The sequence below is a fragment of the Streptomyces sp. VRA16 Mangrove soil genome (genome assembly GCF_017377775.1).
Taxonomy (GTDB): Bacteria; Actinomycetota; Actinomycetes; order Streptomycetales; family Streptomycetaceae; genus Streptomyces.
This window is the reverse complement of the sequence record NZ_JAFVLN010000001.1, coordinates 458,137-484,628: the sequence shown is the minus strand read 5'-3', so window position 1 is coordinate 484,628 and position 26,492 is coordinate 458,137. Positions and strand designations below refer to the sequence as shown.

Here is a 26,492-nt window from a genome sequence, read left to right as displayed (position 1 = left end):
CTCAGGCCGACATGTTCTCCAGGTCGTCGAGCAGGCTCGGGTGCGTCGGCTCCCAGCCGAGGGCGGCGCGGGTGTGGGCGCTGGAGGCCGGCTGGTCGGTGGCGAAGATCGGGCCGAGGGGACCGAAGTTCTCCTCCGGCAGCGAGGCGACCGGCAGGCCGAGGCGACGGCCGATGACCGCGGCGATGTCACGGACGGCGTCGCCCTCGTCGGCCACGGCGTGCCACGAGCTGCCGCCCGGGGCCTTCTCCAGCGCGAGCCGGAACAGCACGGCGGCGTCGCGGGCGTGCACCGCGGGCCAGCGCTGGGCGCCGTCGCCGGGGTAGCCGACGGTGCCCGCGCCGCGGGCGATCTGGGCGAGCAGGCCGGCGAAGCCGCCCTCGCCCTCGTTGTGGACGGTGCGCGGCAGGCGTACCGCCGAGCTGCGCACGCCCTGGGCGGCGAGGCCGAGGGCGCGCACGACCGACTCGCTGCGGCCGCCGACGGGACCGTCGGTGGGCAGCGGGTCGTGCTCGGTCGAGGCGCGGCCCTCGACCTGCGGCGTGCCCGACACGGTGACCAGCGGCCGGTCCGTGCCGACGAGCGCCTCGCCGATCGCGGCGAGCGCGGCGCCCTCCTCGGCGACGTTGCGCGCGAGCGCCTCGGGCGAGCTGAAGTCGTTGCCGAAGGCGAGGTGGATGACGCCGTCGGCCTGCCGCGCGCCGGCGCGCAGCACCTCCAGGTCGGTCAGTCCTCCCCTGACGACGTCGGCCCCGGCCTTCGCGGCCCGGTCGGCGGAGGCCTCGGACCGGGCGAGAGCGGTGACCGAGTGGCCCGCGGAGAGAAGTTCGGCGACGACGGCCGAGCCGATCAGGCCCGTGCCGCCGGTGATGAAGACGCGCATGGCTAGCTCCAAGACAGTGATGCGACAGGTGTCTCATCACTGTACACACATTGATGCGACACCTGTCGCATCGCATAGGATGGCCATATGCCCAGATGGAAACCGGATGCCCGCCAGCGCCTCGTCGTGGCGGCGCTCCACCTGTTCGCCGAGAAGGGGTACGACGACACGACGGTCTCCGAGATCGCCGAGCGTGCGGGGCTGACCCGCAGCACGTTCCACCGCCACTTCACGGACAAGCGCGAGATCCTCACCGCGGGCCAGACGACCCTGAGCCGGCTGCTGGCCGAGGGCATCGAGGAGGCGCCGGCCGACGCGTCCCCGCTGGCGGCGGTCGAGGCGGGGCTGGAGCGCGCCTCGGGCGAGATGACCTCGTTCAACCGCGAGCTCGGCCCGCTGCTGCACGCGGCGATCGAGGCCAACGAGGAGCTGCGGCAGCGCAACGCGATGAAGGGTGCCGGCATGGCGGCGGCCATGGCCGACGCCCTGGAGAAGCGGGGCGTCCCGCGGGCCCCCGCGCAGGTGGCCGCCGAGCTCGGCGTCCTCGCCTTCAGGCTCGGCTTCACCCGCTGGGCCGACCCGTCCCGCGACGAGGACCCCGGCACTCTCGCGGTGCACACCCGCGCCGCGCTGGCCGAGCTGCGGGCCGCGATGTCGGAGCTGGACTGACCCCGTCCACGGGCCCGCCCCCGGCCAGGGCGGCAGTCGCGGTCTCCGTTCCGCCGCAACGTCCTCGACCCGGCCCCACAGCGGAACGGCCACCGCGATCAGCACCCAGCCCCACGCGAACATGAACCACTGGCTCCCGAGCGGCAGCCACGTCCCGAAGGCGGGTACCTTCCAGAACTCGGGCGGCCGAGCGCCTCGACGATCTCCGCGGTGCCGTCCGGCGAGCCGTCGTCCACCACGATGATCTCTATCGGATGGGTGCTCGCCGCAAGGGAGTGGACGGTGTCGGCGAAGCACTCGCGCTCGTGGTACGCGGGCACGATGACGCTGACCGGCCGGGACGCCTGCGGTCCCCGGCTGAAGCGGCGCTTGTTGCGCTGCCGGTGGTGGACGGGCAGCTGTCTGCCCGGCCACGCCGTCGTCAGCCGCCCGTCGGGCCCCTGGTCAGGACTCCGCGTCCGCCTTCACGCCGGCCAGGGTCGTCTCGATCCCGGTGCGCAGGAGACCGAGGCGGCCGGCGACGATCTCCTCCTCCCGCTCCGGGTACTTCTCGACGAACGCGTGCAGCGGGCCCTTCCCCGTACCGAGCCGGACCCCGTGCCGCACCCGTGTCGCCGTCCCGTCGACGGCGGGTTCGACGCGGTACGTCCACACGGCCAGCGCGTCGCCCTGGCGGTCGTCCTCGTAGACCACCGCCCACTGGAAGAGGCGTCCCTCCTCGACCGCCTCTATGCGGCTGACCGTCCGCCACTCCCCCAGGTGGGAGTTGTGGTTGCGGCCCGCGAAACAGGCTCCGACGGCCGGCCCCTCGGCGCCGTCGAGCCACTCGACCTCCTGGAGTTCGGGGCTGTGGCGCGCCGATGTCGAGATGTCCGACACCAGCTCCCAGACGCGGTCCACGGCGGCGTCGATGTCGATCGTGCACTCCACCTGGGGGCGGTCAGCGAGACGCATGGATCTCTCCTCCAACCTGTCGACTACATGGCGGAGTTGATGTTGTCATGTGCTGAACCGGCGCCGGACGGCTCGGTCCGCGCCGGAGCGTTCTTCGCGAAGGACACGGCCACGTCCGTGCCGCCGGTGCCGCGGTCCGTGCGGCCGCCCACCAGTGCGAGGGCCAGGCCCGCGAGGGCGAGCACGGCGCCGGCCAGGTTGGGCGAGGCCCAGCCCCAGCCCGCCGAGATGACCAGGCCGCCGAGCCAGGCGCCGCCCGCGTTGGCCAGGTTGAACGCGGAGTGGTTGGAGGCCGCCGCCATGGTCGGGGCGTCCTTCGCCTTCGCCATGAGCAGCATCTGCACGGGCGTGGTGATGAGCGAGCCGAGGGCGCCGATGAAGGTGATGGTCAGCAGCGCGGGGATCGTGCTGTGCACCGTGAAGTAGAACGTCACGAGCGCCGCGGCGAGCAGCGCGAGGCTGACGTACATGGTCGGGCGCAGCGCGCGGTCGGTGAGCGGGCCCGCCACCAGCGTGCCGAGCGTCATGCCGACGCCGTAGAGCGCGAGGACGGCGGTGGTAGAGGTCTCGGAGATGCCGGTCAGGTGGGTGAGTATCGGCACGAGGTAGCTGTAGACGGCGAAGAATCCGCCGAACCCGACGACGGCCGTGGCGAGGCCGATGACGACCTGCTTGTTGCCCATGGCCCGCAGCTCGTGCCGGACGCCCGCCTGGGCGCCGCGCGGCTGGTGGGGCACGAAGAGGGCGAGCGCGGCGAGGGCGACGAGTCCGATGACGGCGACCGCGTAGTAGGCGGCGCGCCAGCCCAGTTGCTGGCCGAGTGCGGTGCCGGCGGGGACGCCGATGATGTTCGCGACCGTGAGGCCGAGGAACATCCGGGACACGGCGGTCGCGGCCCGCTCGGGTGCCACGAGCCGGGAGGCGACGACGGCGCCGACGCCGAACAGCGCGCCGTGCGGCAGTCCGGCCACGAAACGCGCGGCGAAGAGCGTCCCGAAGCCGGGCGCGAGCGCGGACGCCGTGTTGCCGACGACGAACAGGCCGGTCAGCAGGAGCAGCAGCCGCTTGTGCGGGATGCGCGCGCCGATGCCGGTCAGGACGGGGGCGCCGACGACGACGCCGAGCGCGTACGCCGAGACGAGGTTGCCCGCGTGCGGCACGGACACGTGGATCCCGTCGGCGATCTGGGGCAGCAGCCCCATCGTGGCGAACTCGGTCGTGCCGATGCCGAACGCGACGACAGCCAGGGCCAGCAGAGCCAGGGGCATGGTGCAGGAGAACCTTTCGAGGAGCTGGCGGAACCGGGGACCGGCTCGGCCCGCGTGACCACGCACCGGACGCGATCGCCCTGCGCACCCCCCGAGCAGAGCGAGCCCATGACGGGTCCAGCAGCGGTATCCGTGCCCGCATTCCGTGATCGGGCCCCTGATCCGCGTGATCTACGTCATGCGTGCCCCATACATCCGATAGATGACGGACGGCCGCGGTCCTGCGACGGACGCGTGCGGTCAGGTACGTGCCTGATGGTCGGCCAGCGCGTGGACGACGCGCGCCGATGCCGGGTACAGCTCGCGGTACAGGGTGTAGGTCTCGTCGTAGCGGGCCGCGGTCTCCGGGGCGGGGGCGACGGTCCGCGCGACGGGGTTCCAGTCGTCGATGCGGGCCTCGCCGACGAGCCCGGCGGCGAGCAGCGCCCCGCCGTAGCAGGCGCCCACGGACGTCTGCCGCATCTCCTGCGGGCGCCCGGTGACGTCGGAGACGATCCGGGTCCACAGGTCGCCCTGTGTGCCGCCGCCGACGGCGACGACCCGGCGGATGTCGCCGCCCGCCGCCTCGATCGCCTCGATGTTGTGCCGCACCCCGTACGCCGTGCCCTCCAGCGCGGCGCGGTACAGGTCGCCGCGGGTGTGCGAGAGCGTGAGTCCCGCGAGGACGCCGCGCGCCCGCGGGTCCATGACGGGGCTGCGCTCCCCCGCGAAGTACGGGAGCATCAGCAGGCCGTGCGCGCCGGGCCCCGACTCCCTTGCCAGGCGCAGCAGTTCGGCGTAGTCGGGCGAGCCGAACAGTTCGCGCAGCCAGCCGGTGACGGCGCCCGAGGTCGCCATGCCGCCCGCCAGGTTGTGAGTGCCGGGCAGGGCGCCGACGGTGCTCCACAGCGCCGGGTCGCGCAGCGGCCGGGGCACGGTGTGCACGAGGAACATGGTGGTGCCGTACATGAGCATGAGGTCGCCGACGCCGTGTGCGCCGACGCTCAGCGCCTCGGCCCAGGCGTCGATGGTGCCGGTGACGACCGGGATGCCGGGGCGCAGGCCGGTGCGGCGTGCGGCGTCTTCGGTGACCGTGCCCGCGCGGTCGCCGGACCAGGCGAGCGGCGGCAGCTCGATGCCGGGGGCGACGGCGACGGCCCACGGCTCGTGCCAGGCGTGCGCCCCGATGTCGTACAGGGGTGTGCACTGGCTGGCCGAGTGGTGGTCGAGGACGTAGGTGCCGGTGAGCCTGCGGACCAGCCAGGAGCTGGGCATGTAGAGGTGCCGGGCGCGACGGTAGAGGTCCGGTTCGTGCGCGGCGACCCAGGCCACCTTGGGGCCCGCCGCCTGCGTGGTCAGCCGTGAGCCGCAGCGGCGGACGATCTCCTCGGCCCCCAACTCCCGCTCGATGCGGTCGATCTGCTCGACGGAGCGGGTGTCGACGCCGTACAGGATCGCGGGCCGCAGCGGGGTGTCGTCGGCGTCGGCGAGCAGGACGCACGGCCCCATCCCGCTGACCCCGACGGCTGCCACGTCGACTTCCTCGCCCCGAACGGAGGTCAACTCCCGCGCCAGGGAGACGAAGTCGTCCCACCACACGGTGGCGTCCATCTCCACGTGGCCGGGGGCGGGCCGGTCGACCGCGTGCTCACGGACGGCGGTGTGCAGCACGGTGCCGTCGAGCGCGACGAGGACGCCCTTGCTGCTGGAGGTGCCGATGTCCACGCCGATGACTGCTGTGAGGGGCATGCGTGCACCGTATCCGCACCCGTGCGCCGTTCCTCCGGGCGGCGCCGGACGGCATCATGACTGCCGCCCCGCCCGCCCGCGAGACAGGAGAACCGTGACGGAGCCCTCCCCCAACGCCGCAAGCTGGACCGCCTACGGCCGCCATCAGCTCGACCACGGGTACATGCCGCCCGTGCCCGAACAGCTCCGCTGGGGTTTCTGGGACGGTGTCGGCCCCGGCGACGACGCGCTCGGACCGGTCACCGGCAAGCGGGTCCTGGACCTCGGCTCCGGCGCCGGGCATCACGCGGTCCACCTCGCCCGGGACCGCGGCGCGCTCGTCGACGCGGTCGAGCTGTCGCCCACCCAGCACCGGCGCGCCACCGGGCACTTCGGCACGGTGCCCGGCGTCCGGTTCCTGCATGCTGACGCCGTGGCGCAGCTGCGGCGGGCGGAGCCGTACGACGCGGCGTACGCCATCGGCACGCTCGCCGGGATCGACCCGTACGTCTCACTGCCCGCCCTGCGCGACGGTCTGCGGCCCGGCGCCCCGCTGGTCTTCTCCGTGCTCCACACCAACGCGCACGGCCACGGCCCGGCCGACACGGTGGCCCCGCGCGACGAGGCGCTGAGGCTCAGGGACCTGGAGCCGCTGCCGCTGCGGACCTGGGTGCTGGCTCCGCACGTGTGGGAGAAGCTTCTGACGGAGCACGGGTTCGGCGTGGAGTCGATCACGCTGCTCCGCGCGCCGGATCCGGGCAACCCGGTGGTCTGGCAGCTCGTCCGGGCCCGGCGTGTCCCCGTCCGCACCGGCCGGGTCACCAGCCGCCCGCGGGGCCGGCGGCCGCCCGTGCCGCACGCCGCGATCGGGGTGGGCGTCATCGTCCTGGGCGAGCGGGGACTGCTGCTCGGCCGGCACCGGCGCGGCACCATCGAGCTGCCGGGCGGCACCGTGGAGGCCGGGGAGTCCCTGGAGCGGACGGCGGTCCGCGAACTGGCCGAGGAGACCGGGCTGCGCGCCAGGACCGAGGACGTCACGCTCATCGGCACGCTGATCGACCACGTCGGCGACGTCGTCCGCGTCAGCGTGGGGGCCGTGGTCACCGCGTGGCAGGGCGAGCCCGCGACGCAGCCGGACGAGAGCGTCGGGGAGTGGGCCTGGTGGCCGCTCGACGCGCTGCCCTCCGGGATCTTCGAGTGCAGCGCCCAGATCCTCACTGCCTGGCGCCCCGGTCTGCCCCTCGACCATCCACCGGCCCACTTCACCGCGTACGCCCGCGAACGGGAGTAGCGGCGGTGGCGGCGCCTCCCCCGGGCGGCCCGGCGCGGTGGCCCCGCCGCCCGCCCCGTGCCAGGCTCGGCCCGTGTCCGTCATCAGCAAGCTGCAGATCAAGCCGGGCCTGAGCGTCGCCGTCCTGGCCGAGCCCGAGGGCGTCCGCCTAGATCTGGCGGACGCCGTCGCCACCGACGACGCGGCCGCCGCGGACGCGGTGCTCGCCTTCGTGACCGGCTCCGGCGACCTCGCCGGTCCGGCCGTGCGGGCGGTGCTCGCCGCCGCCCGGCGCGACGCCCTGGCCTGGGTGGCGTACCCGAAGGGCGGGAAGTTGGGGACCGATCTGAACCGCGACACCCTCGCGGCGGCGCTCATCGCGCAGGGGGTGCGGCCCGTGCGGCAGATCTCCGTCGACGACACCTGGTCGGCGCTGCGGTTCCGGCCTGGCGCCTGAGCGGCACCGCTCCGGCCCCTCTCGGTGCGTTCGTCGAATCGCTCCACCACCCCGCTCCCCGCGCTCTCGTCACAGCGTCGCGCCCGGATCCATGCATGATCAACTCCCTTGCAGATGCGTCTTCGACTGGGGCGCCGGCATCGTCACGCTGCGGGCGGTGGCGAACGGACAGCACGTGGGCCGCGGCGACGCCGGTTTCGTCAACGACCAGATGCAGCCGGGCGGCTGGTACGTGATGCAGCAGTTCGGCCTGGAGGAGCAGTCCGACGGCACGTACCTGCTGAAGTACGCGGGCTACGAGATCGCCGACTCGTGGTGGACCTCGCCGGTCCAGCTCGGCCCGTCCGGCGCCGACGGCGTGCTGGGCCTCGTGGAGAAGTCGGCCGCCGCACATTACGCACGCGAGGTGGTCCGCTCGGGCACCGAGGAGGCCGTTGCGGCGGTCGAGGGCAAGGGCGCGGCGATCGTCGTCATCGGGTCGATGCCCGCGATCAACGGCCCGACCTGCTGTTCGGCGACGCGAACCCGGCGGGCCGCCTCACCCAGACCTGGTACCGCTCCGAGGACGATCTGCCGTCGATCCTCGAGTACGACATCATCAAGTACGAGCGCACCTACTGGTACTTCAAGGGCGAGCCGCTGTACCCCTTCGGCCACGGCCTCTCCTACGCGTCGTTCCGGTACGGCGAGTTGAAGCGCTCCACCGGCGGCTACTCGGTCCCCGTCACCAACACGGGCCGCCGCGCGGGCGACGAGGTCGTGCAGCTCTACGTCCATCAGCGCACGTCCCGCGACGTGCGGCAGCTGAAGCCCGGCGAGACGAGGACCGTCCGGTTGCGGCTCACCGAGCGGGATCTCGCGCACGGGGACGTCACGCGTTCCCGGTGGGTCGTGGAGGCGGCCACGTACGACGTCCTGGCCGGGTCGTCCTCGGCGGACGTGCGGGCGCGGACGACGTGGAAGGTCACGGGCGTGACGATCCCGCCGCGCGATCTGTCGCGCACCACCCGCGCCGAGAACTTCGACGACTACGCCGCGATCCGGCTCGTCGACGAGTCGAAGGTGCGGGGCACGGCGGTCGGCGCGACCGGCGACGGCGCCTGGGTGTCGTACGCGGACGCGCGGCTCCGGGCGGCGGAGCGTTCAGGGCCCGGGTGGCGGGCGCGGCGGGCACCCTGGAGGTCCGGCTCGGCTCCCCGACGGGGCGCCGCCCCGGCCCGGCCGCCTTCGACGGCACGTCGTCGGAGTACGCGTACACGTCGGTGACGGTGCGGCTCGACGGTGTGCCGGACGGGCGCGGGGACGTGGTCGTGCTGCTGGACGAGGGGATGCGGCCGGCGTCGTTCACGCTCGGCTGGGCACCGGTGGGGACGGCCCGTCCTGGACGCGGACCGGTGCCGTCCCGTACCGGCCCGACCAGGTGGACCTGTGCCGCCGCGCCGACGCCGAGGCCCTGCGGCGGGCCTCGGCGGGCACCGGCAGGCGGCACAGGTCGTCGAGCGTGTCCAGCATCCCGTCGGCGAACCGCCGTCCCAGCGGGGTGAGCCGGCCCGAGCCGAGGACGCTGCGGGTCGCCTCGCGCGCCGCGGACCGCCAGCGCGCGAACTGGACGTCGGCCGCGGCGCGGGCGCCCGGGTCCCGCGCCGTCTGCCGGCGGCGGCTCCAGAACTGGGCGACGCCCAGGTGCGCGTACGCCCCGTGGAAGAGGCCGAACAGCGGGCGCGGGTCGGGGCGCCAGGCCGCGTAGTACAGCTCGGTGCCGCCCGGTTCGAACAGGTCGAAGAGGTGGAGCAGCGCCGCGAACTTGTTGTGCTGCAGTTCGTGCGCGAGCGTCACCGCGAGTCCTGTGGCCGAGCGCGGCCTGGACAGCGCTACGCAGCCGAACGTCTCGGCGCTGCTGCCGCTGACGTTGCCCCGGCCGCCTCCGGGCAGCGGCACCAACACCCTTGGTCCCGCGGCGAGTTCGGCGTGCAGGAGCGGGTGTTCCGCGCGCAGCAGACGCACGGCGTCGCGGGCCGTCGCCTGCCACCGGTTCAGTTCGTCGGTGCCGAGCGCGAGGGGGCCGCCCACCGCGCCGGGGAAGCAGGGCGGGTCGATGGTGTCGAGCAACAGCGGTGTCCCCGGGGCGAGTTCGGCGAGGACCTGGGCGCCCTGCCAGCGGCCGTGTGCCCCGTACCGCTCGCCCGGCACGACGACCGGGTCCTGGGCCGGGCGCCCACCGGTCAGCGTGAGGCCGGCGTGCCCTTCAGCGCCGACGGTGAGCTCCACGGTGTGCCCGGGGCGGGCGCCGTGGAAGTGGGCGCGGCCGAGCGAGGGCAGCGTCACCCAGGGGCCCGGCGCCGCCCACCGCACCTGTCCGGGCAGCCCTGCCCGGACGGCGACCGCGGCGGCGAGCGCGGTGAACCAGGACATCGGCAGGTCCGCGGGGCCCGACACCGTTCGCGGCCAGGGCAGTTCACGGTGTTCGGGCCGGGCCGCGGCGGGTCCGCCCGCACGGACGCGGTCGAGTCCGACGAGCAGCCCGACCAGGGCGGGGCCGGCCGCGGGGTGCGTGAGCACGGCCGCAGCCGCCTCGGGCGCTCGGGCGCGGGCGGTGGCGAGCAGTTCCCAGGCCCGCTGGGCCTCGTCCGCGACCGCGCCGCCGATGTCGCGGGCGGCGGCGGTGACCGCGTGGACGCAGACGAGGCGTCTGCTGTGCTCGGCGCGGGCGAGCAGCCGCAGCCCCTCGGCCCCGCCGGCCCCCGCGGCCATCGCGTCGAACAGTTCTCCGGGGATGCGATGCGGCTCGGGCGTCATGCCACCTCCGACGACGGCACGGGTGGGCGCTCGGCCGGGAGGCCGAGGTCCCGTGCCAGCCGTGCGCGGACCCGGCGGATCAGGGCGGTCAGGTCGGCGCAGTACACGCTGGGGTTGGCGAATCCGGTGGCCCGGCGGTACCGGTTCGCGTAGTGACCGCCGCCGCACACGCGGTGCAGCGGGCAGGCCCGGCACTCGGCGCACAGTCCCGCGGCGCCCCACTGACGGGCCGCGATGCCGGGGTGGCGCAGCAACTCGTCGAAGGTGTGGTGCCGCAGGTCGAGTCCGGTGCGGGTGGCGCCGTGGTAGGCGGTGCGCAGGGTGTCGTCCTGGGCGAGGGAGCCGTCCGTCTCCACCACCGCGTACCGCACGGGGCCGAGTCCGAGGGCCTCGGTGTCCGGGGCCGCGCCGAGCAGCAGCGCCATCAGGTCGTCGAGGAGGCGCACCCTGGTCTCCCGCCGGGCGGGTGCGTACCAGCGCTCGAACACGGCCCACAGCCAGTCCGCGTACGGGGTGCCGGGCCGGCCGGGCGTCAGTCCGGGCGGCGGTGTCTGCCAATGCCCCAGCGGGAGCAGGAAGTCCAGCGAGGGCGGGCGGTGCACGAGCAGGTCCTCGTAGCTGCGGACGGGGTCGTTGCGCAGGTCGACGGTGCACAGCAGGCCGGCGAAGAGCGGGCGGTGCGGCCCGTCGGCGAGCAGCCGCAGCGCTGCGGCGACCCGGGCGTGGCTGCCGCGCCCGTCGGCGCCGCGCCGGTGCCGGTCGTGCGCCGCGCGGCCGCCGTCCACGCTCACCCCGACCCGGATGCCGTGCTCGCCGAGGAGATCGAGGCGGCGCTCGGTCAGCCGTACGCCGTTGGTCTGCAACGACAGATGCAGCCGTACGCCGGATCCGACGGCGGCGCGCAGCACGTCCGCGGTGCGGGCGAGGGCGGCGTCCCCGGCGAGCAGGGGTTCGCCGCCGTGCAGGACGACGCCGGCCTCGCCGATACCGTGCGTGTGCAGATGTTCGGCGATCCGCTCCGCGGCGCGGTCGACGGTGGCGGGCGCCATGGTGCGTGGCTGTTCGCGCCAACTTCCGTCCAGGGAGCGGTACATGTAGCAGTAGTCGCAGGCGAGGTCGCAGCGGCTGTGCACCTTGAGGACGAACGAGTGCAGCGGCGAGGGCGTCCAGCCCGCCGCTTCCCTGGCCACCACGTCGGCGACCCCGGGCCAGGGCGGCTCGACATGACGCAGTGGCGGTCGCCTCATCCGCTTCCCCCCGAAGTGGCGCGCCGCCCGACGCGATCCGGGCGCAGCACACCGTGTTCGTCCAGTATTCGGGCGGCGTGCGCGGAGCGTCAACATCATGAATCGGACAACAGTCGTACCTGCGAGGGGAGTTGAGGCTTCCCGTGCAGGTCCGCTCGTGCTCACGCAGCGCTACGATGACAGGGACACCCGACCCCGGGCCCCGACCGCGGAGCGGTCCCGAGACGCCACGGAGTGCACACCATGGCCGCTGCCGAGGACGCCGCCCCCCAGGGCGCGGACGTCGAGCCGGGTTCCGGTCCCGCACCGGACGCGGAGTCCGCCGTGCTGGACGTCTCCGGCCTGTCCCTGGAGGAGATCGCCGCGCTCCCGCCGTCCGCGCTGGGCACCCTGCTGCGCCGGCTGCACGAGGTCACGGCCACCGGCGACCCGTTCGTCACGGGCCACACGGAGAGCGCGTGAGTCCCTCGGCGCGGCTCTATACTCACAGCCCCCTGGCGTCCTTTTTGTCCGCCTTCCGCCCCTGTGTCGCACCCGCGGAGAGACCATGCCCGCAGCTCACCTCCCCGAGCGTTCCGGCCCGTTCACCGTCTTCTTCACGACGTCGGAGAACCTCGGCCTGAGCACCACGTTGCGCAATGCCGCGGACATCGTCAGCGAGTCGCGGCGCAGCGTCCTGATCGTCGACGCCCGTACCGGCCGGGACGGTGCGGGCGATCCGGTGCCCGAACCCGATCCCGGCACCGTCGCGTTCGTGCGCCGCCCCGAGGCCGCCTCGCTCGTCGCGCTCGCCGACGACCCGGTGGCGGCCGCGTACGACCTCGTGCTGATCGAGGCACCGGTGCCGGACTCCGTAGGCGCCGCGGAGCCCGCCGCGCTGGCCGCGCTCGGCGACGCGTTCGTGTTCTGCTTCGCGCTGTCCGCGTGGTCGATCGACGGCGCGGCCGCGCTCGCCGAGGAGCTGGCCGGGCACCGCGACGAGCGCCCGTACCGGATGCTGACGCTCGGCCTCAAGAGCTACATCGGGGTCGGCGACCGGCTGCGCGACGCCCGAGAGCGGGTCCGGCGCCGCTTCGGCGCCCTCGCCCAGGCGCTCGGCGACAGTGAGGTCCCGTTCCTGGAGATCCCGTTCAACCCGCTCTACCAGGACAGCCGACGGCTCGCCGTCGACCGGGAGGACTCCGGTACGGTCGCGGGTCTGCGCCCCTACTACGAGCAGCTGGCGGACTGGCTGCGGGAGCGTTCACCGCGGCAGCTGACCGCCGTCTCCCTCGTGCACGGCGCCGGTCACGTGCCGTGGGCGGCCTGGCTGCGGGACTGTCTGGAGGGCCGCGGCATCGCCACGACGCTGCTCAGGAGCGACACGTACGGGGGCGAACAACCGGGCCCCGGGCAGGCGCTGCTGTTCCTCTCCCCCGGTGACGACCCGACCCTGCTGCCCAAGATCGGCGCGCTGTCGCACCCCGATGTGCGGATCGTGCTGGTGGACGAGTCGTTCGCGCAGGCCGACGCGGCCCACCACGAGCGGATCGACCTGCGCGAGCTGGCCGAGGACGAGGCGCTGCAGACGCTGTACGCGGGCCTGGGTGTCGGCGCCGCGCCCTTCGACGACACCACGCCCCGGGCCCGCTTCCCCCGGCTGCCCAAGATCTCCAACCTGATGGCGCGCAACGGTGAGTTCGTCGACCGTCCCGCGCTGGTCGACCGCCTCGACGAGAGCCTGCGCGAGGCGGCCAGGGCCGGCAGCGCGCTGGTGCTGCATGGCCCGAGCGGCTGGGGCAAGAGCGAGGTCGCGTGGCAGCTGTGCCACCAGTACGGCTCCGGGTACGACGTGGTCTGGTGGGTGCGCTCGTGGGAGACCCAGCGGATGCGGCGCGGCCTCACCGGCCTCGCGAACCTCCTCGACACCGCCGAGGACCGGCTCGGCACGGCCGACGACGACGCCGGAACGGGCCAGTTGCTGCGCCGCCTTTCGGACCCCGACTCCGGCGTCGGCCGCTGGCTCGTCGTCTACGACGGCGTGGCGCACCCCGACGACCTGGAAGGGGCGCTGCCCGTACCGCACGAGCGCGGCCACGTCCTCATCACGAGCCGCAGGCCGCCGGACGACGGCGACCCGGCGACGGCGCCCTTCGCCGTCCCGCGGATGGCGCCCGAGGAATGCGCGGCGGTGCTGCGCGAGATGGCTCCCGAGATCACCACCCAGGACGCCCTGCGCATCGGCGGTGTCCTCGACTTCGTCCCGATGGCGCTGCGGCTCGCGGCGTTCTGTCTGGGTGAGCGCGTCGCCCATCACCACCGCGAGGGCCGCCACGAACCCGCCACGGTCCCGCGGACCGCGGTCGCCGACGTCCTCGACCAGTTCCGCTCGGCGAAGACGGGGCTGCTCACCCGCGCCGACAGCGCGCCGCCGATCGAGGTCATGGTGCTGGTCGCCCGGCGTCTGGCCCAGGACACCCCGGGCGCCGCCGCGTGGCAGGGCGAGGCCCCCGGCCGCGACGCGCTCGGCTGGCTGCTCAACGCCGCCTCCCTGCTGACCGGGCGCGGCATGGGCCTGGAGCTGCTGCGCTCCCGGCGGATCCTGTCGGAACTGGCCAGGGACGACTCGACCGGCGCGGCCCAGCCTGCCGACGGCAGGCCGCTGCGCCACCCCGACGACGTCCAGCTGCCGGACGAGCACATGGTGAGCGTCGCCCTGTGGTCGCTCGCCCAGGTGGGCCTGATCGACGTCGACTTCGACCGCGCGCAGCAGCCGCTCGTCCAGCACCACGTGCTGCGCGACGTGATCAGGGCGAGCATGACGCAGCGGGAGCGGGCGGACGTGGAGTCGGTGCTGCGCAGCATCCTCGCCGAGTACGTGCCCCACGAGGACAAGGATCTGCCCGCCGACTGGGCGCGCGAGGTGACGTCGCTGCGGCTGTGGGAGGATCCGCGGCCCCGGGTGCGCCGTTCCCTGCTGCGCCACCTCACCGCGCTCAACCAGCGCGGCGAGAGCGCGGACCTGACCCGGGTGCTCGACATCGGGGGCCGGGCCCTCGACGCGTGGGCCGCTCCGGGCGACGAGCAGGCCCCCGAGTATCTGTCCCTGCTCAACCGCATCGCCCGCGCCCACCGGCTGCGCGGCGACTACGACTCCGCGCGCACGTACTCGGAGCAGGCGCTGCGCGGCCACCGCAGGCTGCTGGGCCTGGTGCACCCGCGCACCCTGCTGTCGGCGGACTCGCACGCGGCGACGCTGCGGGCCCTCGGCAGATTCGACGACGCGCTGATGCAGAGCAGGCCCTCCCTGGAGGGGCTCACCCTGCTGCTCGGCCGCCATCACACGGCGACGGTGCAGGTGGAGCACAACCTCGCGCTGACCGAGGCCCTCACCGGGCGCTACGACGCGGCGCTGACGCTGCTCCAGGACCGGTTCCGGCACCGGCAGGCGGTCGGCGGCAAGGACGACCCGCTCGCCTGGCGCTCCGCGGATCTGCTCGCCTACCTCTACCGGGCGGTGGGCCGCGACGGCGAATCCCGGGACCTGCTGCGCCAGTTCCTGCGCCGGCACGGCGACGTGTGGGACGGTGCGCGCCTCAAGGTGGAGGTGGGCCTCGCCATCAGCGAGCGCCGGATCGCCGACATGTACCCGTCGGGTGCGAAGGATCCGATGTACGGCTTCGAGCGGGCGCACGCGCGTGACGCGGAGGCGCTGGGGCTCTACGTCCGCCAGTTCGGCAGTCGCCGACTGGAGACGCTGCGCTGCCAGTTCAGCCTGGCCGCCGATCTGCACGCGCTCGGCAAGTTCGGCGACGCGGAGCACCAGGCGCGCACCTGTGTCGAGTCGCTCACCGACACCCTGGGCGCCGCGCATCCGTACACCGGGCTCGGCCAGGTGCGGCACGGCGTGTACCTGCGGGCGCTGGGCGACACCGACGGGGCGGTGGCCCTGGGCCGCGCGGCCGTCAACTCCCTTGCGCACAAGCTCGGCCGGAACCATCCGTGGGTCTCCGCCGCGGAGAACTCACTGGCCGCGTCGCTCGCCGCCGCCGGACAGGGCGTGGAGGCCACGGAGCTCGCGTACAGTGCTCTGACCCGGCTGCGCGACCTCGGCATGGCGCACCGGCCGCTGGGCCGCAGGGTCCGGGCGCACCACGCCTGGCTGAGCGGCTCGGACCCGGGCCGTGTCGCACCGCCGACCGGCTTCGACATCGACCTGGAACTCCCGGGCCTTTAGGTAGCCGACACCACACCGGAAGGGGAGCGCTCGTGGCAGCCCCGGCGCATCACACGATCCATACCTTCAAGGAGTACCACTGGCTGCCCGAGCGCCACGGCACGATCACCGAACTGTGCGAGGCGGCCGCCGAGGCCACCCCGCAGCTGCGCTCGGTGTCGCACTACAGCAACGGCATCCTCGACTTCGTGGTCTGCCGGACGGAGCGCTCCCCGCTGAGCAGCGCGGTCGCCGAGTCCGGCGGCGACGCCCAGGACGAGGCCCTGCCCGGCAGCCGGCTGCTGCTGTGCACCGAGGATCTGGACGCGCGGCTGCACCGGCTGCGCACCGGCGATCTGATGCGCACCGTGGTGGCGGGCCCCGCGGGCGGTCTGTGGGGCGGGCGCGTCAAGCCCGGCGAGTACCTGGCCGCGGTGGCCGACGCGAGCGCAGACGTGGCGGCCATGGACCGGACGATGAACGCGCTCGCGTCCCGGATCCGCTCCGAGGTGCACGACCTGCCGCCCGAACTGCTCGGCGGCGAGGAGCTGCGGAACTTCGAGGCCCCGCGTCCCTCCGCCCAGTTGCGCATCGACCTGGGCACGGGCGCCGACCAGAACGGCGCGTACGAGCAGCGGCTGCGCTCCCTGTGGGGCGCGCACCTCAGCGTGACGGATCTTCAGTACGCCGCGTTCTACCGGGACTTGACCCTGGTCTGCGTCGGCGACGTGTTCGAGGACGAGTTCCTCGGCCCGCGCTTCATGGACGTCGGCATCCGCGCCCGGCGCACCGCCTACCAGGACCTCACCCGGACCCTGCGCGGCCATCTCGCCCGGCTCGCCGACGCGCTGGAGATGGTCGGGGCGCCGGGCGGGACCCGGCCGCCGATGAACCGGCTGGTCCTGGACGTGCAGGAGGGCGCCGTGTACTTCCTGTGGCCCTCGCCCCGCGAGTTCGTCATCGGCGTGACGCTCAATCAGACCCGGGTCGGACAGGCGGAGGCGCGGCTGCGCGCCCTCGCGGGCGCGCTGCACGGCCTCAGAGCCTGACTTTGAACCCCCGTCGTCCGCCCGGAGGGCGGGCCCGCAGCGGCGGTCGGTGCGTGCGATCGTCGTGCGTCGGGGCGCAGGCGGGGGTTCGAAGACGGGCTCTCACGGTGCCGGAGCAGCGCTGAGCGTCCCCCACACCTCCTCGGCGAGCACCTCCACGGTGCGGGCCGCGGTCAGCGGGTGGGCGGGGCCCGCGCCGCCGAGCAGGTGCACCGGCAGGACCTCGACCGAGGTCTCGTAGTCCCGGCAGATCCGGCGCAGTTCGGCCCACTGCTCGTCGCTGGGCACCCGGGCCCGGCGCACCCGGCACCAGGCGGCGACGGCCGCCCGGAAGTCCTCCGTGAGCATGCGCACCAGCGTGGCACAGCCGAGCCGGCCGAGTTCCTGGCCGAGTTCCCGGTCGGTCCCGGTGGTCCTGCGGGGCCGGGCGACCTTGTCGGTGAGGCGGCGGCTGACGGTGTCGAGGACGGAGAGCGCCTCACGGAAGCGGTGCCTGACCGGTTCGGGCAGGTCGGGCGGCTCGGCGGGTTCGGCGACGCCGTCCGGGCGCACCGGGTCGGGCGACAACGGTTCGCGGCGGACCGTCCACTCCTCGCGCAGTTCGGCGAACTGGCGCCGCTGGGCCTCGAACTCGCGGCGCATCCGGTCGCCGAGGTCGGCGAGGTCCGCCTCCCTGCGCCCCTCGCGCAGCCGTCCGCCGAGCGCCTCCAGAGCCTCGTACGCCGCCCTGACGAAGCCGGTCTGGCGGTACACCAGCGGCCGGGACCCGATGGTCCTGCTCAGCCGGTCCTGCATGGCGTGCGAGAGATGGCCGTTGACCACGAGCAGCACTTCGAGGCGGGCGGGGTTCACCGCGGTGCGCAGCGCGTGCACATGCGCGGTGACCTGCTCGACGTCGGCGGCCACCAGGACGGACGGGGTGAGGATCACGGCGAGGTAGGCGTTCGCCGCCGGGGCCAGCCAGTACAGCACCTCCTGCGTGCTGCCCTCGGGCGAGGAGAGCCGCTCGGGGACCGGGTCGCGCGAGGCGATCCGCCACTGCCCCCGGCCCAGGGCCGCGCGCACTCCCGCGAGGACCCGCTCCCGTGAGACCTTCTCGTGCAGGGCGCGCACCGCCCGCAGCACGGTCGCCGCGGTCACCTCGCGCACCGCGCCGCGCTCGTCCTCGCTCAACTGCCAGGCCTGGTGGCAGGTTTCGAGGACCTGGCGGGGCACGCCCTCGGTCAAGCGGTGCAGCAGTTCCAGGGTCTGAGCGCCGAAGGGCGGCGGGGGCGGGTCGTCGTCCACGGTGCCGCGTCCCGCCATGACGTACTTCGTGACGAGTTCGTTCGTGAGCGACTCGTCGAAACCGGTCGGCCAGACCTGGACGACGCGCTCGTGCAGGCTGGGGCGGAACGCGGACAGGCCCTCGGGGGACACGGAGAAGATCATCAGGCCGCCGCGGCTGACGTAGATGTTCACCAGCCGCTCGAAGGCGTCGACGAAGGTGCGCCGGGTCGCGTCGGGCCAGTCCAGCACCTTCTCCAGGGAGTCCATGAGCAGGACGTAGGGCCGGCCGACCCGGCCGTGCACGAAGCCCTGGACGGCGAGCGCGTCGAACACCCGGTGGATGCCGGCCGATTCACCGCGCTCGTCCCCCGCGGCGACGCCGATCGGCTGGGTGATGCCGCGCTCGCGCAGCGGCTGCGCCGGCTCGTCCCCGCCCAGCCACGCCCACACCATCCTGGTGAACTCGGGGGTGGGCAGCAGGGCGAGCGCCGTGGCGAAGCTGCGGTGCTCGGTGACCTCGCTGAGTTTCTGCCGCAGGTCGGTGTGGATCACCTCGGGGTCGTAGCGCAGCGCCGCGACGACCTTGCCGGGGTCGAGGCTGCCCTCCCGCAGCCGGTCCGCCAGCTCACCGAGGTCGCCGAAGCGGGCGTCCTCGCCCTGTTCGCCGACCCGCCGGGCGGTGACGTACGCGTAGTAGTTGCGGACGATCTCCTCGAACGCCCGGCGTCCCGCCTCGGTGGCGCCGGGGCCGCGCAGCCGGTCGCGGTACATCCAGCCCATGTTCCGGTCCGGTTCGTCCACGATCCACAGGGCCGGTGCGTCCTGGCGGGCGCTGAGCTCGGCGTACACCTCCCGCAGGGCGTGGCTCTTGCCGAGCCCGAAGTCGCCCACCACGGCGACGGCCCGGCCGCGCCGGCCGCCCACGGCCGGTTCGGCGAAGTACTCCTTGCTCAGCCGGTCCAGTTCCTCCAGGGTGCGGGTGGGGACGGTGACGTTGCCCGAGTCCGCCGCGGGCACCCGCGCGTCGCCGAGGTCGACGGAGGAGTCGAGCCGTACGACAGGGGTCGAGGGAAACGGGTTGCTGTGCCATGGCCTTCCGGTGTCCGTGGTCACGATGGCACTCCTTGCGTATCCGACGAGGACGGAGAAGGGGTGGTGGCGGGGTCACTCGCCGGGCTGCGGGTCCGGTGGGGGCGGTGGGTCCCAGCGCAGATCGTCCAGGTTGGGCCGGCCGGGCAGATGCGGCCGCAGATCTTCGTAGGTGACGAACGCGTCGGCCCGGTCGTGTCTTCGGCACTCCGCGGTCGCGTAGAAGACCTTGCGCATCTCCCGTACGTCCCTGGGGCGCCACTCGCGATGAGCCCGGAGCAGACCCTCGCGGGCCAGGTCGGGGAGCACGGCGTGGGCGGGGTGGTCCGACGGCCGGCTCTGGCTGAATTTCATGGTGTCCTCCTCTTCGAGGGGACCGAGCGCGAGATGGGTGATCGCCTGGCTGGCGCCGATCTCCTCGACCACCCGGGCGGCGTCCTCACCGTCGCCGTGACTGACCTCGGCGAACAGTACGACTCTCGTCACCGCGCGGTTCAGGCAGGTCCGCAGGAAGTTGGTGCGCAGCCCCGCGCCGTACCACTCGATGTGCGGAATGACCGCGAAGAGCAAGGAGTTCTGCATGGCCAGCAGTTGGCTGATCTTCTCCGACGTGGTGCGGATCGGCTCGTTGTCGGCCGGCTGGTTCTGCCAGTCCGGGAAGTGCTTCGCCAGTTCTCCGACGATTCCGGCGCTGATCTGCGCGTTAATCGCTTCGAGGCCCGCGCGCTCGCCGTTGTCGTTGGTGTGCATCTGCCCGCCGTCGTTGTCGTAGCCCTTCGGGATCGCGACGAAGTGCCGGGGCACGGTGGGGCGGGGCGCGCCGTCCGTCTCCGGGTGCGGGTAGCGGGAGAGGGCCTTGAGGTGCTCGATCGTCTCGTGGATGCAGCGGTGTATCAGGGTGGTCTTGCCCATGCCGACCGGCCCGCTGACGATGACCAGACGGCCGCGTCCGACACGGGGGTTGAGCACGTCCTCCAGGCGCACCAGGCTTCTCCTGAAGTGGTCGAGCTGGGTCCTGGCGTGGTCCACGTCCGCCCACTGGCCGATATGACTGCCGTCCTCCCAGGGCACCAGCGGATGGTCGTCGACCGGCGGGGGCGGGAGCCCCGGCAGCCTCGGCTTGTTGTCGGGCACCCGTACGCCGTACGGGTTGCCCCCGGTCGGCCCGGTCATGGCGCACCGCCGTCGCGCCGCTCGCGCAGCCTGCGCCACCACCAGTACCCGGCCCAGCGGTTGAGGTCCGCCACGGCGCGCACCTGGTGGTCCACCGCCGTCCGTACCGTCTGCGCCACATGCCGCCGCTCGTCGGTGCCGTAGAGCTCGCCGTCGGCCGCCGCCGGCAGCTGTCCCGGCAGCGGCAGGTCGTCCGCGGCGCGCCGGGCCGCCCGGCCGCGGGCACCGCCCGCCGTGATCTGTGCGAGAGCGCCGTGCAGCGCCTCCCGGGCCGGCACGACCGTTCGGTGGTCGGCGGTGGGCTGCTCCTCGTACGCCCTGAGGTACTGCCTGGCGGCCGTCCGGAACGCCTGTGAGGTCTCCTCCAACTGCTGTCTGCGGCGCCGCCGTTCGGCGTTGACGCGCTCGGAGTACTGTCCGCCGAGCGTGAGCACGGCGCCCGCCACCAGGAGGGGCAGCGAGTCGACGAAGGTCGTGAGCCAGCCGCTGTCCTCCCCCGAGGTGGCGCCCGGACGGTCGGAGCCGGCCGCCATCAGCGCGTCGCAGGCCCGCCCGAAGTCGTCCTGCTCGCGCCGGGCCCACCGGTCGGCGGTCATCGGGCCGCCGCCCTTGCCCGGGACCACGACGCGGTCCTTCGCCCCGGGCACCGGGCGCACCAGGCCCAGCCGGACGGCCGCGTCCACGAGGGCGCCGCGGTGGGCGTCGCCCAGGCAGTAGACGAGCTGGGTGTCGCGTTCCTTGGACGCGGCGGGGGCGGCGAGCGCGGGACCGGCGGCGGTGAGCACGATCAGCGCCGCCGCCAGGGGAAGGATGAGACGCCCGGGGCCCGAGCCAACGGGGGCGGCGGGGCCGGGTGCCCCGCTCGCTCCGCTCACCGCCGTCGTCCCTGTGCCCTGCCTCATCCACGCTCTCCCCGTCCGGTCACGTCCGTGTGCCGCCGCCTGCCCCGCCGTCTAGGACTTGAGCGGGCCCACGACCGGGTTCGGGGCACGCCCGGGAGGACGCCCCGGGGTGCCGTCGAGTTCCGTGCGCCGCTGCTCCGGTGGTTCGCTCTCGCGCGTGCTCCGGCCCGGTGCGACGCGCTGCCGGATGCGGGGCAGCCGGGCCCGCAGTCCGTTCGTCGCGCCGTGCAGCAGGTTCACGGTCACCACGGCGGGACCCACGATGCCGGCGGTGCCGGGGAAGTCCCGTTCGAGAGTGAGCGCGATGAGGATGGCCGTGATCCCGTTCTGCTGACCGAGTCCGAGCGCCACCCGGTCCCGGCGTTCGAGGCCGCGGACGAACAGCGGCAGCACGAGCAGCGCCACGACCGCCTGCGCGGCGAACGCGGTCGCGCCGAGCAGGATCCCCGGGCCCAGCCGCACTCCTTGGGCGAGGAACAGGCCGAGCGCGAGCGCCGCGGCCAGGAACGCGCCGTCAACGGCGCGTCCGACGTACCGCTCGAAGGCTCTGACCCGGACCACGAGTCCGGCCAGGGCCACCGCGAGCATCAGCATGCCGGCGGCGGCCACCAGGAGCATGACGACGAGGAGCAGTGCCGCGGGCAGCAGTTCGACGGCCCGGCCGCGCCGGTCCGCACCGAGGGAGCGCGCCGTCGCGATCCGGCGGCCCGCCCACCACAGCAGCAGCACGGCCGCCAGCAGCGCCCCGTTCAGCAGGAGTCCGAGGGCGTAGCCACGGGCTCCGCCGCCGGCCACGGCCGGGGTGCCGTGGTGCCCCGCCGCCGTATAGGCGTATCCCGCGACGTACAGCGTCAGCAGGACCGTCATCGGATCGTCGAACGATGCCCAGGCCGTCAGCAGCGACCGGGCCCGCTGCGACATCCGTCCGGATCTGCCGAGCGCCGCGACGGACAGCGGGTCGATCTGGGCGACGGCGATACCGAGGACCAGGTACTCCGGGCGTCCGTACGCGAGGATCATCACCCCGGCGATGAGGGCGGCCTTGAGGACGACGCCGAGGGTCACGACGGCCACCACGCCGCGCAGGTCGACGCGGAGGGTGTCGCGCTCGATGGCGCTGGTGCTGCCGTACAGGCCGACGGCGAGCAGCAGGCCCGCCCCGAAGAGGTACCCGTCGGTGCCGATGAGGGCGGAGGGGTCGAAGGCCGCGCCGATCCCGACACCCGCCGCGAGCACGACGACGCCGAGGAGCTGGATCCCGGGCACGGCGTCCGGCAGCCGTCGGCGCAAGCCGCGTACTGGCGTGACCACTTGGGCCTCCCCCTCCCCCCGTCCACTCCCCCGGCCCTGTCCCGGCCGGCACGCTCCGCTCTCGCGCACCTCTCATGTATCAGAGGTCGAACTCCGCTGTCACATGAGGCAGTTGGGACCAGCCTCCACCACGCCCGGGGCGGGTCAGCCGCATCGTAGGCCGCCCGGAGCACGGGCCGGAAGCCGCTCTCCAGCCGCTTTCCCTCTCAAGATGCCCGGTGCCCGGCACGGCCGAACCCCGTCCCCGGGCTTCACATGGAGTCGCGAGGGAGCGCGCAGGAGCATCGGGACCCGGTGTGCGGTCCCGGCACCGCGCACGTCCGCCGGGCGAACCCCGGAGGGTGCGCCCGGCGGACCGGTGCGGGGTGACGAGGGGCGGGTCAGCGCACGTCGTAGGCGCGCGTCACCGTCTGGGTGACGGAGTTCCCCTTGTCGTCGGTGAGCTGCGTCCGAAGGGTGACCTGCTTGCCGGAGGCCCCCGCGTGGTTCACGGTGGCGCTCCAGTCGCCGTCGGACCGACGGGTCTTGGCCTCGGTCCAGGTCTCGCCGCCGTCGTAGGAGTACGACACCTTCGCGTCGACGAGCTGTCCGGGCGTGTAGCCCTGGTGGCCGGTGGCGGACAGGGTGAGGGTCTGGCCGTCCTTCGCCGCCAGGGTCTTCATGCCGTCCTCGGGCAGCCCGTACTTCGGGAAGAGGAGGGGCAGGCCCTGCGAGTAGACGTCCTTGTCCTCGGCGGAGGTGAACCGGAAGACGGTCTGCACCTGGTTCGAGCGCTGGAAGAACCGGGCGGGCGAGCCGAACTTCATGGTCTGCAGCGTCAGTTCGTACGTGCCCCTGGCCGCCGGCACCTCGAAGACGCCCGAGGTCCAGGCGGTGGAGCCGAGGTCCTCGCCGTTGTACGTGAGCTTCAGGTTGCCGGCGTCACCGAAGGAGCCGGGGGCGCCGTAGTGGCTGCCGTCGCGCCAGTAGGCACCGCTGAAGTTGACGCCGATCAGGTTCGCCTGCCGCTCGCCGACCAGCGTCTCGGCACCGGCCTCGTCGCGGGCGGCGGTCGGGACGAGGACGCCGTCGTACCAGTTCTCCTTCAGGCGGGCGCCCTTGGGGTAGCTGCGCGCGGTGTTCAGCATCGCCTCGCCGAACGGCATCGAGGAGCCGAGGATCCGCTGGAACGTGACGTCCGCGTCGGCCGTGAAGTACTCGGCGCGGCGGCCCGGGGCGTACACCGTGTCGAAGCTGTCCGGGTAGCCGGAGATGCCGTCGGCGGTGCTGACGGCGACCAGGTCGGAGAAGTCGCCGGCGACACCGGCCGACGTGTAGGCCGAGTCGACGCGGGCCAGATCACGGTCCTGGGAGACGTAGGTGCGCGGCGCGGTCAGTTCGTGGTGCTCGGTGTGGACGAGGTTGTACAGGTACGGGCTGGCGGCCGTGGCCTTCCAGGTGACCTTCGTCGGGGCCGCGGCGAGCCCCTTGGCCTCGTCGGACGGCAGCGTAAGGACCGGCAGGGCGGGCGCGGTGCCGAGGCCGGTGGCGGGGGTCCAGCGGGCGGCGTCGTCGTGGTAGCCGATGACGGCGACGGCGCCCGCGGCCTTGGCGGCGTCGGCGAGCTTGAACATGGAGGTGTCGGTGTCGGCGAGCTTCACCAGGGCGATCTTGCCCTTGACTCCGGCGGCGGCCAGTTCCTGGGCCGTTCCCGCGCCTGCGGCGACGACCTCGGCCATGCCGGTGCCGTCCAGGTTGACGTGGGTGGTGGAGCCGGCCCACGGGTGCAGCCGGGTGCCGTCGGCGGTGCGGAAGTCGCTGATCAGCGGGGCGGCGTTGCGCCACATGCTGGTGAACGCGAAGTCGCCGTCGGTGGCCTCGCCGCGCACATCGGCGTAGTAGCCGCGGATGGACCGGCCGCCGCTGATGGTGTTGGCGTACATCCAGTAGTCGTCCCAGGTGCGGGACGAGCCGAGGACGGCGCCGCGGGTCTCGGTGGCGTGGTCCTTGGTGACGGCCTTCAGGCGGCCCGCCCTACGGGCGTCGAGGACGAGGGTGGTGTCCTTGGTGAGGCTGAGCTGGGGGCGGCCCAGGTAGGTGAGCGAGTCGTACAGCCTGGGGTTGTCGCCCGCGTCCGGGGTGCCGATGAAGGCCTGCACCTCGTAGTTCCCGGCGCGCAGTCGGAGCGTCTGCTCGGTGGCGCCGTCGTTGGCGCCGGTGCTGCCGGTGGCGTCGTCGGTGCCGATCACGTCGAACGAGGAGACGCCGGCGGCCGGAGCGCCGCCGCGGTCGACGAGCTTGAGGGTCAGCTTGACCGTCCTGGGCTGCACGTACAGCGAGAACGGGGTGGAGACGTGCACACCGCCGGGCCCGGTCGCCAGGACGCGACCGGTGATGTCACCGTACTGCGCCGTCTTGAGGGCCGCGTCCGGGTCGAGGGCGAGCGGCACCTTGACGGTCCCGCCCGCCGGGACCGTGACGGTCCGCTTGCCGAGGAAGGCGACGCGGGAGCGGACGGCGGAGCCGTCGTTGCCCGTGACGTGCGCGACGTCCAGGGTCAGTGTGACGGGCTTGTCGCCGGTGTTGGTGTAGGGGACGTCGACGGTGGTGCGGTCGCCCGCGGACTGCGGCCAGTCGAAGCTGCCGCCCTGTACGGAGCCCGCGCCGAGCACGGTCTGCTTCAGCGCCTGGTCGACGCGGAGCGAACCGCCGCCGGTCTCGCGGACGTCACCGGTGAGGTCGCTCTTGGCGGAGGAGACGAGGGCCTGCTTGATGCGCTGCCCGCTCCAGTCCGGATGTTCCTGCTTGAGCAGCGCGGCGGAGCCCGCGACGTGCGGCGTCGCCATCGAGGTGCCGGACATGGTGGTGTAGGCGTAGATGCCCCGGCCGCCCGCGGCCACCGCCTTGACGGCGACACCCGGCGCGGCGATCTCGGGCTTCAGGGTGTGGGTGCCGGCGACGGGGCCCCGGCTGGAGAAGTACGCGGTGTCGTCCTTGCTGTCGACGGCACCGACGGTCAGCACGTCGGGGGCGCAACCGGGCGAGGAGACCGTGTTGTTGCTCTTGCCGAGGTTGCCGGCCGCGATGACGAACAGGGAGTCGCTGCTGCGCGCGAGGGACTGCGCGGCGGTGCTCATCGGGTCGTCGCAGGTCGGGATCGGCGCGGACGATCCGAGGCTCATCGAGATCACGTCGGCGCCGGAGTCCACCGCCCACTGCATGCCCGCGATGATGCCGGACGCGGAGCCGGAGCCGTCGTTGCCGAGCACCTTGCCGACGAGGAGGGACGCGTCGGGGGCGACGCCCTTCTCCTTGCCGTCGCTGGCGGCGCCGGTGCCGGCGACGGTGGAGGCGACGTGCGAGCCGTGGCCCATGACGTCCTCGGTGCCGTTGTCGGAGTCCGTGAAGTCCTTCGACGCGGCGACCTGCCCCTTGAGGTCGGGGTGTTCGGCGTCGATGCCGGTGTCGAGGACGGCGACCTTGGTGCCCTTGCCTGTGTAGCCGGCGGCCCAGGCGAGATCGGCGCCGATCTGCTGCGTCGTGTCGGCCATCGTCGACTGCGCCCTGGCGTCGAGCCACAGTTTCTCGACGGGGTTGCCGGCGCGGGTGCGGGGGCTGGTGAGGTCCGCCCAGAACTCCGCCGACTTCTTCTTGTCCGCCTTGTACGACACCGCGTCGATGACGCCGAGGCGGTGGGTGCGCTCGGCGCCGCGCGGTTCGGCGGGCAGCGAACGGGACACGTGGGCCGCGTCGTCGTAGGAGACGATCACCGGCAGGGCGTCCGCGTGCGCGTCGTCGTAGCCCTGCGCGACCAGCGCGGTGACGTTGAAGAGCTGGTCGTCGACGAGCCCCGAGTCGATCTTCTGGCGCACGCCGTCGGGGTAGACGTACAGGTCGTCGCCGACGCGGCGGGTGGTGTAGACGGGCTCGGTGCCGTCCTCGGCGGGGAGCAGGGTGGCCGTCGGGTGTCCGTCGGCGCCCGTGGAGACCCGCACCTTGTCGCCGGTGAGCAGGGTGACGACTGCGTTGTCGGCGCCCTTCTCCTTCGCCTGTGCGGCCTCGCTGCCGACCAGGGGTCTGTCCCCGGAGGCGCCGGGGGCGGCGTGCGCCCCCGGCAGTCCCCCGGCGGTGACGGCGAGGACAGCGGCTACGGCCGCTCCCAGACCCGTCCGCGATATCGCGCGCATCGGTGCTCCCCATCCCAGATGACCGGGAGCGTCTCCGTTCCCGGTGTGTACTCGTGGTGCTGCGGTGGACACACCCTGACAGGGGGA

At 73.8% G+C, this 26,492-nt stretch carries 18 protein-coding genes and 3 pseudogenes; 8 read left to right on the top strand and 13 right to left on the bottom strand.

All coding sequences use genetic code 11. The features are described 5' to 3' along the window. Window position 1: 1 nt before the first annotated feature. On the bottom strand, window positions 2–883 hold the full coding sequence (locus J3486_RS02030) for an SDR family oxidoreductase (RefSeq protein ID WP_207818156.1): 882 nt from the start codon (window positions 881–883) through the stop codon (window positions 2–4). An 87-nt stretch (window positions 884–970) separates the two neighbouring features. Between J3486_RS02030 and J3486_RS02025 the strand changes: the two genes are divergently transcribed. After that, window positions 971–1,552 (top strand): TetR/AcrR family transcriptional regulator, encoded by a 582-nt coding sequence (locus tag J3486_RS02025; RefSeq protein WP_207818155.1) that lies wholly within the window; start codon window positions 971–973, stop codon window positions 1,550–1,552. 27 nt (window positions 1,553–1,579) lie between these two features. Here the strand turns inward: J3486_RS02025 and J3486_RS43815 are convergent. From J3486_RS43815 to J3486_RS02005, 5 genes and pseudogenes are all read right to left on the bottom strand, one after another. Further along, a pseudogene (locus J3486_RS43815) lies at window positions 1,580–1,732 on the bottom strand (acyltransferase); the annotation flags it as partial. Further along, window positions 1,732–1,941: pseudogene (locus J3486_RS43810) on the bottom strand (glycosyltransferase family 2 protein); the annotation flags it as partial. The pseudogenes J3486_RS43815 and J3486_RS43810, both read right to left, overlap by 1 nt. 55 nt (window positions 1,942–1,996) lie before the next feature. Beyond that, window positions 1,997–2,506, bottom strand: coding sequence for an SRPBCC family protein (locus J3486_RS02015; RefSeq protein WP_207818154.1), 510 nt, complete (start codon window positions 2,504–2,506; stop codon window positions 1,997–1,999). Between the two features lie 23 nt (window positions 2,507–2,529). Further along, complete coding sequence (locus tag J3486_RS02010; protein ID WP_207818153.1) at window positions 2,530–3,774, bottom strand: MFS transporter; 1,245 nt, start codon at window positions 3,772–3,774, stop codon at window positions 2,530–2,532. 240 nt (window positions 3,775–4,014) lie between these two features. Then, a complete protein-coding gene (locus J3486_RS02005; protein ID WP_207818152.1) occupies window positions 4,015–5,502 on the bottom strand; it encodes an FGGY-family carbohydrate kinase in 1,488 nt (495 codons plus the stop codon). A gap of 94 nt (window positions 5,503–5,596) precedes the next feature. On the opposite strand from J3486_RS02005, the gene J3486_RS02000 reads away from it, so the two are divergent. The 4 genes and pseudogenes from J3486_RS02000 to J3486_RS43800 all read left to right on the top strand — a co-directional run bounded on the left by J3486_RS02000 (window position 5,597) and on the right by J3486_RS43800 (window position 8,474). Beyond that, window positions 5,597–6,772 carry an NUDIX domain-containing protein gene (locus tag J3486_RS02000; protein ID WP_374194673.1) on the top strand — a complete coding sequence of 392 codons (1,176 nt, stop codon included), beginning with the start codon at window positions 5,597–5,599 and terminating at the stop codon, window positions 6,770–6,772. Between the two features lie 73 nt (window positions 6,773–6,845). Further along, window positions 6,846–7,208: a hypothetical protein gene (locus J3486_RS01995; RefSeq protein WP_207818150.1), complete on the top strand. Its 363-nt coding sequence runs from the start codon at window positions 6,846–6,848 to the stop codon at window positions 7,206–7,208. Between the two features lie 114 nt (window positions 7,209–7,322). Further along, a pseudogene (locus tag J3486_RS43805) lies at window positions 7,323–7,817 on the top strand (hypothetical protein); the annotation flags it as partial. Between the two features lie 81 nt (window positions 7,818–7,898). Further along, a complete protein-coding gene (locus tag J3486_RS43800) occupies window positions 7,899–8,474 on the top strand; it encodes a fibronectin type III-like domain-contianing protein (protein WP_229377519.1) in 576 nt (191 codons plus the stop codon). A 78-nt stretch (window positions 8,475–8,552) separates the two neighbouring features. Here J3486_RS43800 and J3486_RS01985 read toward each other — a convergent pair whose 3' ends face one another. Together J3486_RS01985 and J3486_RS01980 are read right to left on the bottom strand one after the other, a co-directional pair. Further along, complete coding sequence (locus J3486_RS01985; protein WP_207818149.1) at window positions 8,553–10,004, bottom strand: HEXXH motif-containing putative peptide modification protein; 1,452 nt, start codon at window positions 10,002–10,004, stop codon at window positions 8,553–8,555. Further along, entirely contained in the window at window positions 10,001–11,251 is a 1,251-nt protein-coding gene (locus tag J3486_RS01980) for an FxsB family cyclophane-forming radical SAM/SPASM peptide maturase (RefSeq protein ID WP_207818148.1), read from the bottom strand. Before J3486_RS01980 ends, J3486_RS01985 begins: the two co-directional genes overlap by 4 nt. 243 nt (window positions 11,252–11,494) lie before the next feature. Between J3486_RS01980 and fxsA the strand changes: the two genes are divergently transcribed. From fxsA to J3486_RS01965, 3 genes are all read left to right on the top strand, one after another. After that, window positions 11,495–11,713, top strand: a complete 219-nt coding sequence (fxsA, locus tag J3486_RS01975) for an FxSxx-COOH cyclophane-containing RiPP peptide (protein WP_207818147.1) — start codon at window positions 11,495–11,497, stop codon at window positions 11,711–11,713. 85 nt (window positions 11,714–11,798) lie between these two features. Continuing rightward, on the top strand, window positions 11,799–15,467 hold the full coding sequence (fxsT, locus tag J3486_RS01970) for an FxSxx-COOH system tetratricopeptide repeat protein (protein ID WP_207818146.1): 3,669 nt from the start codon (window positions 11,799–11,801) through the stop codon (window positions 15,465–15,467). 32 nt (window positions 15,468–15,499) lie between these two features. Next, on the top strand, window positions 15,500–16,495 hold the full coding sequence (locus tag J3486_RS01965; RefSeq protein WP_207818145.1) for a hypothetical protein: 996 nt from the start codon (window positions 15,500–15,502) through the stop codon (window positions 16,493–16,495). A gap of 102 nt (window positions 16,496–16,597) precedes the next feature. Here the strand turns inward: J3486_RS01965 and J3486_RS01960 are convergent, their stop codons facing one another. The 5 genes from J3486_RS01960 to J3486_RS01940 form a co-directional block, all read right to left on the bottom strand. After that, entirely contained in the window at window positions 16,598–18,877 is a 2,280-nt protein-coding gene (locus J3486_RS01960) for a hypothetical protein (protein WP_207818144.1), read from the bottom strand. Between the two features lie 51 nt (window positions 18,878–18,928). Continuing rightward, window positions 18,929–20,026, bottom strand: a complete 1,098-nt coding sequence (locus tag J3486_RS01955) for a hypothetical protein (protein ID WP_207818143.1) — start codon at window positions 20,024–20,026, stop codon at window positions 18,929–18,931. Beyond that, window positions 20,023–20,928 carry a hypothetical protein gene (locus J3486_RS01950; protein ID WP_207818142.1) on the bottom strand — a complete coding sequence of 302 codons (906 nt, stop codon included), beginning with the start codon at window positions 20,926–20,928 and terminating at the stop codon, window positions 20,023–20,025. Before J3486_RS01950 ends, J3486_RS01955 begins: the two co-directional genes overlap by 4 nt. Before the next feature lie 51 nt (window positions 20,929–20,979). Then, window positions 20,980–22,239 carry a hypothetical protein gene (locus tag J3486_RS01945; protein WP_207818141.1) on the bottom strand — a complete coding sequence of 420 codons (1,260 nt, stop codon included), beginning with the start codon at window positions 22,237–22,239 and terminating at the stop codon, window positions 20,980–20,982. Window positions 22,240–22,619: 380 nt separating this feature from the next. Beyond that, window positions 22,620–26,405, bottom strand: a complete 3,786-nt coding sequence (locus J3486_RS01940) for a S8 family serine peptidase (RefSeq protein ID WP_207818140.1) — start codon at window positions 26,403–26,405, stop codon at window positions 22,620–22,622. Window positions 26,406–26,492: the final 87 nt, after the last annotated feature.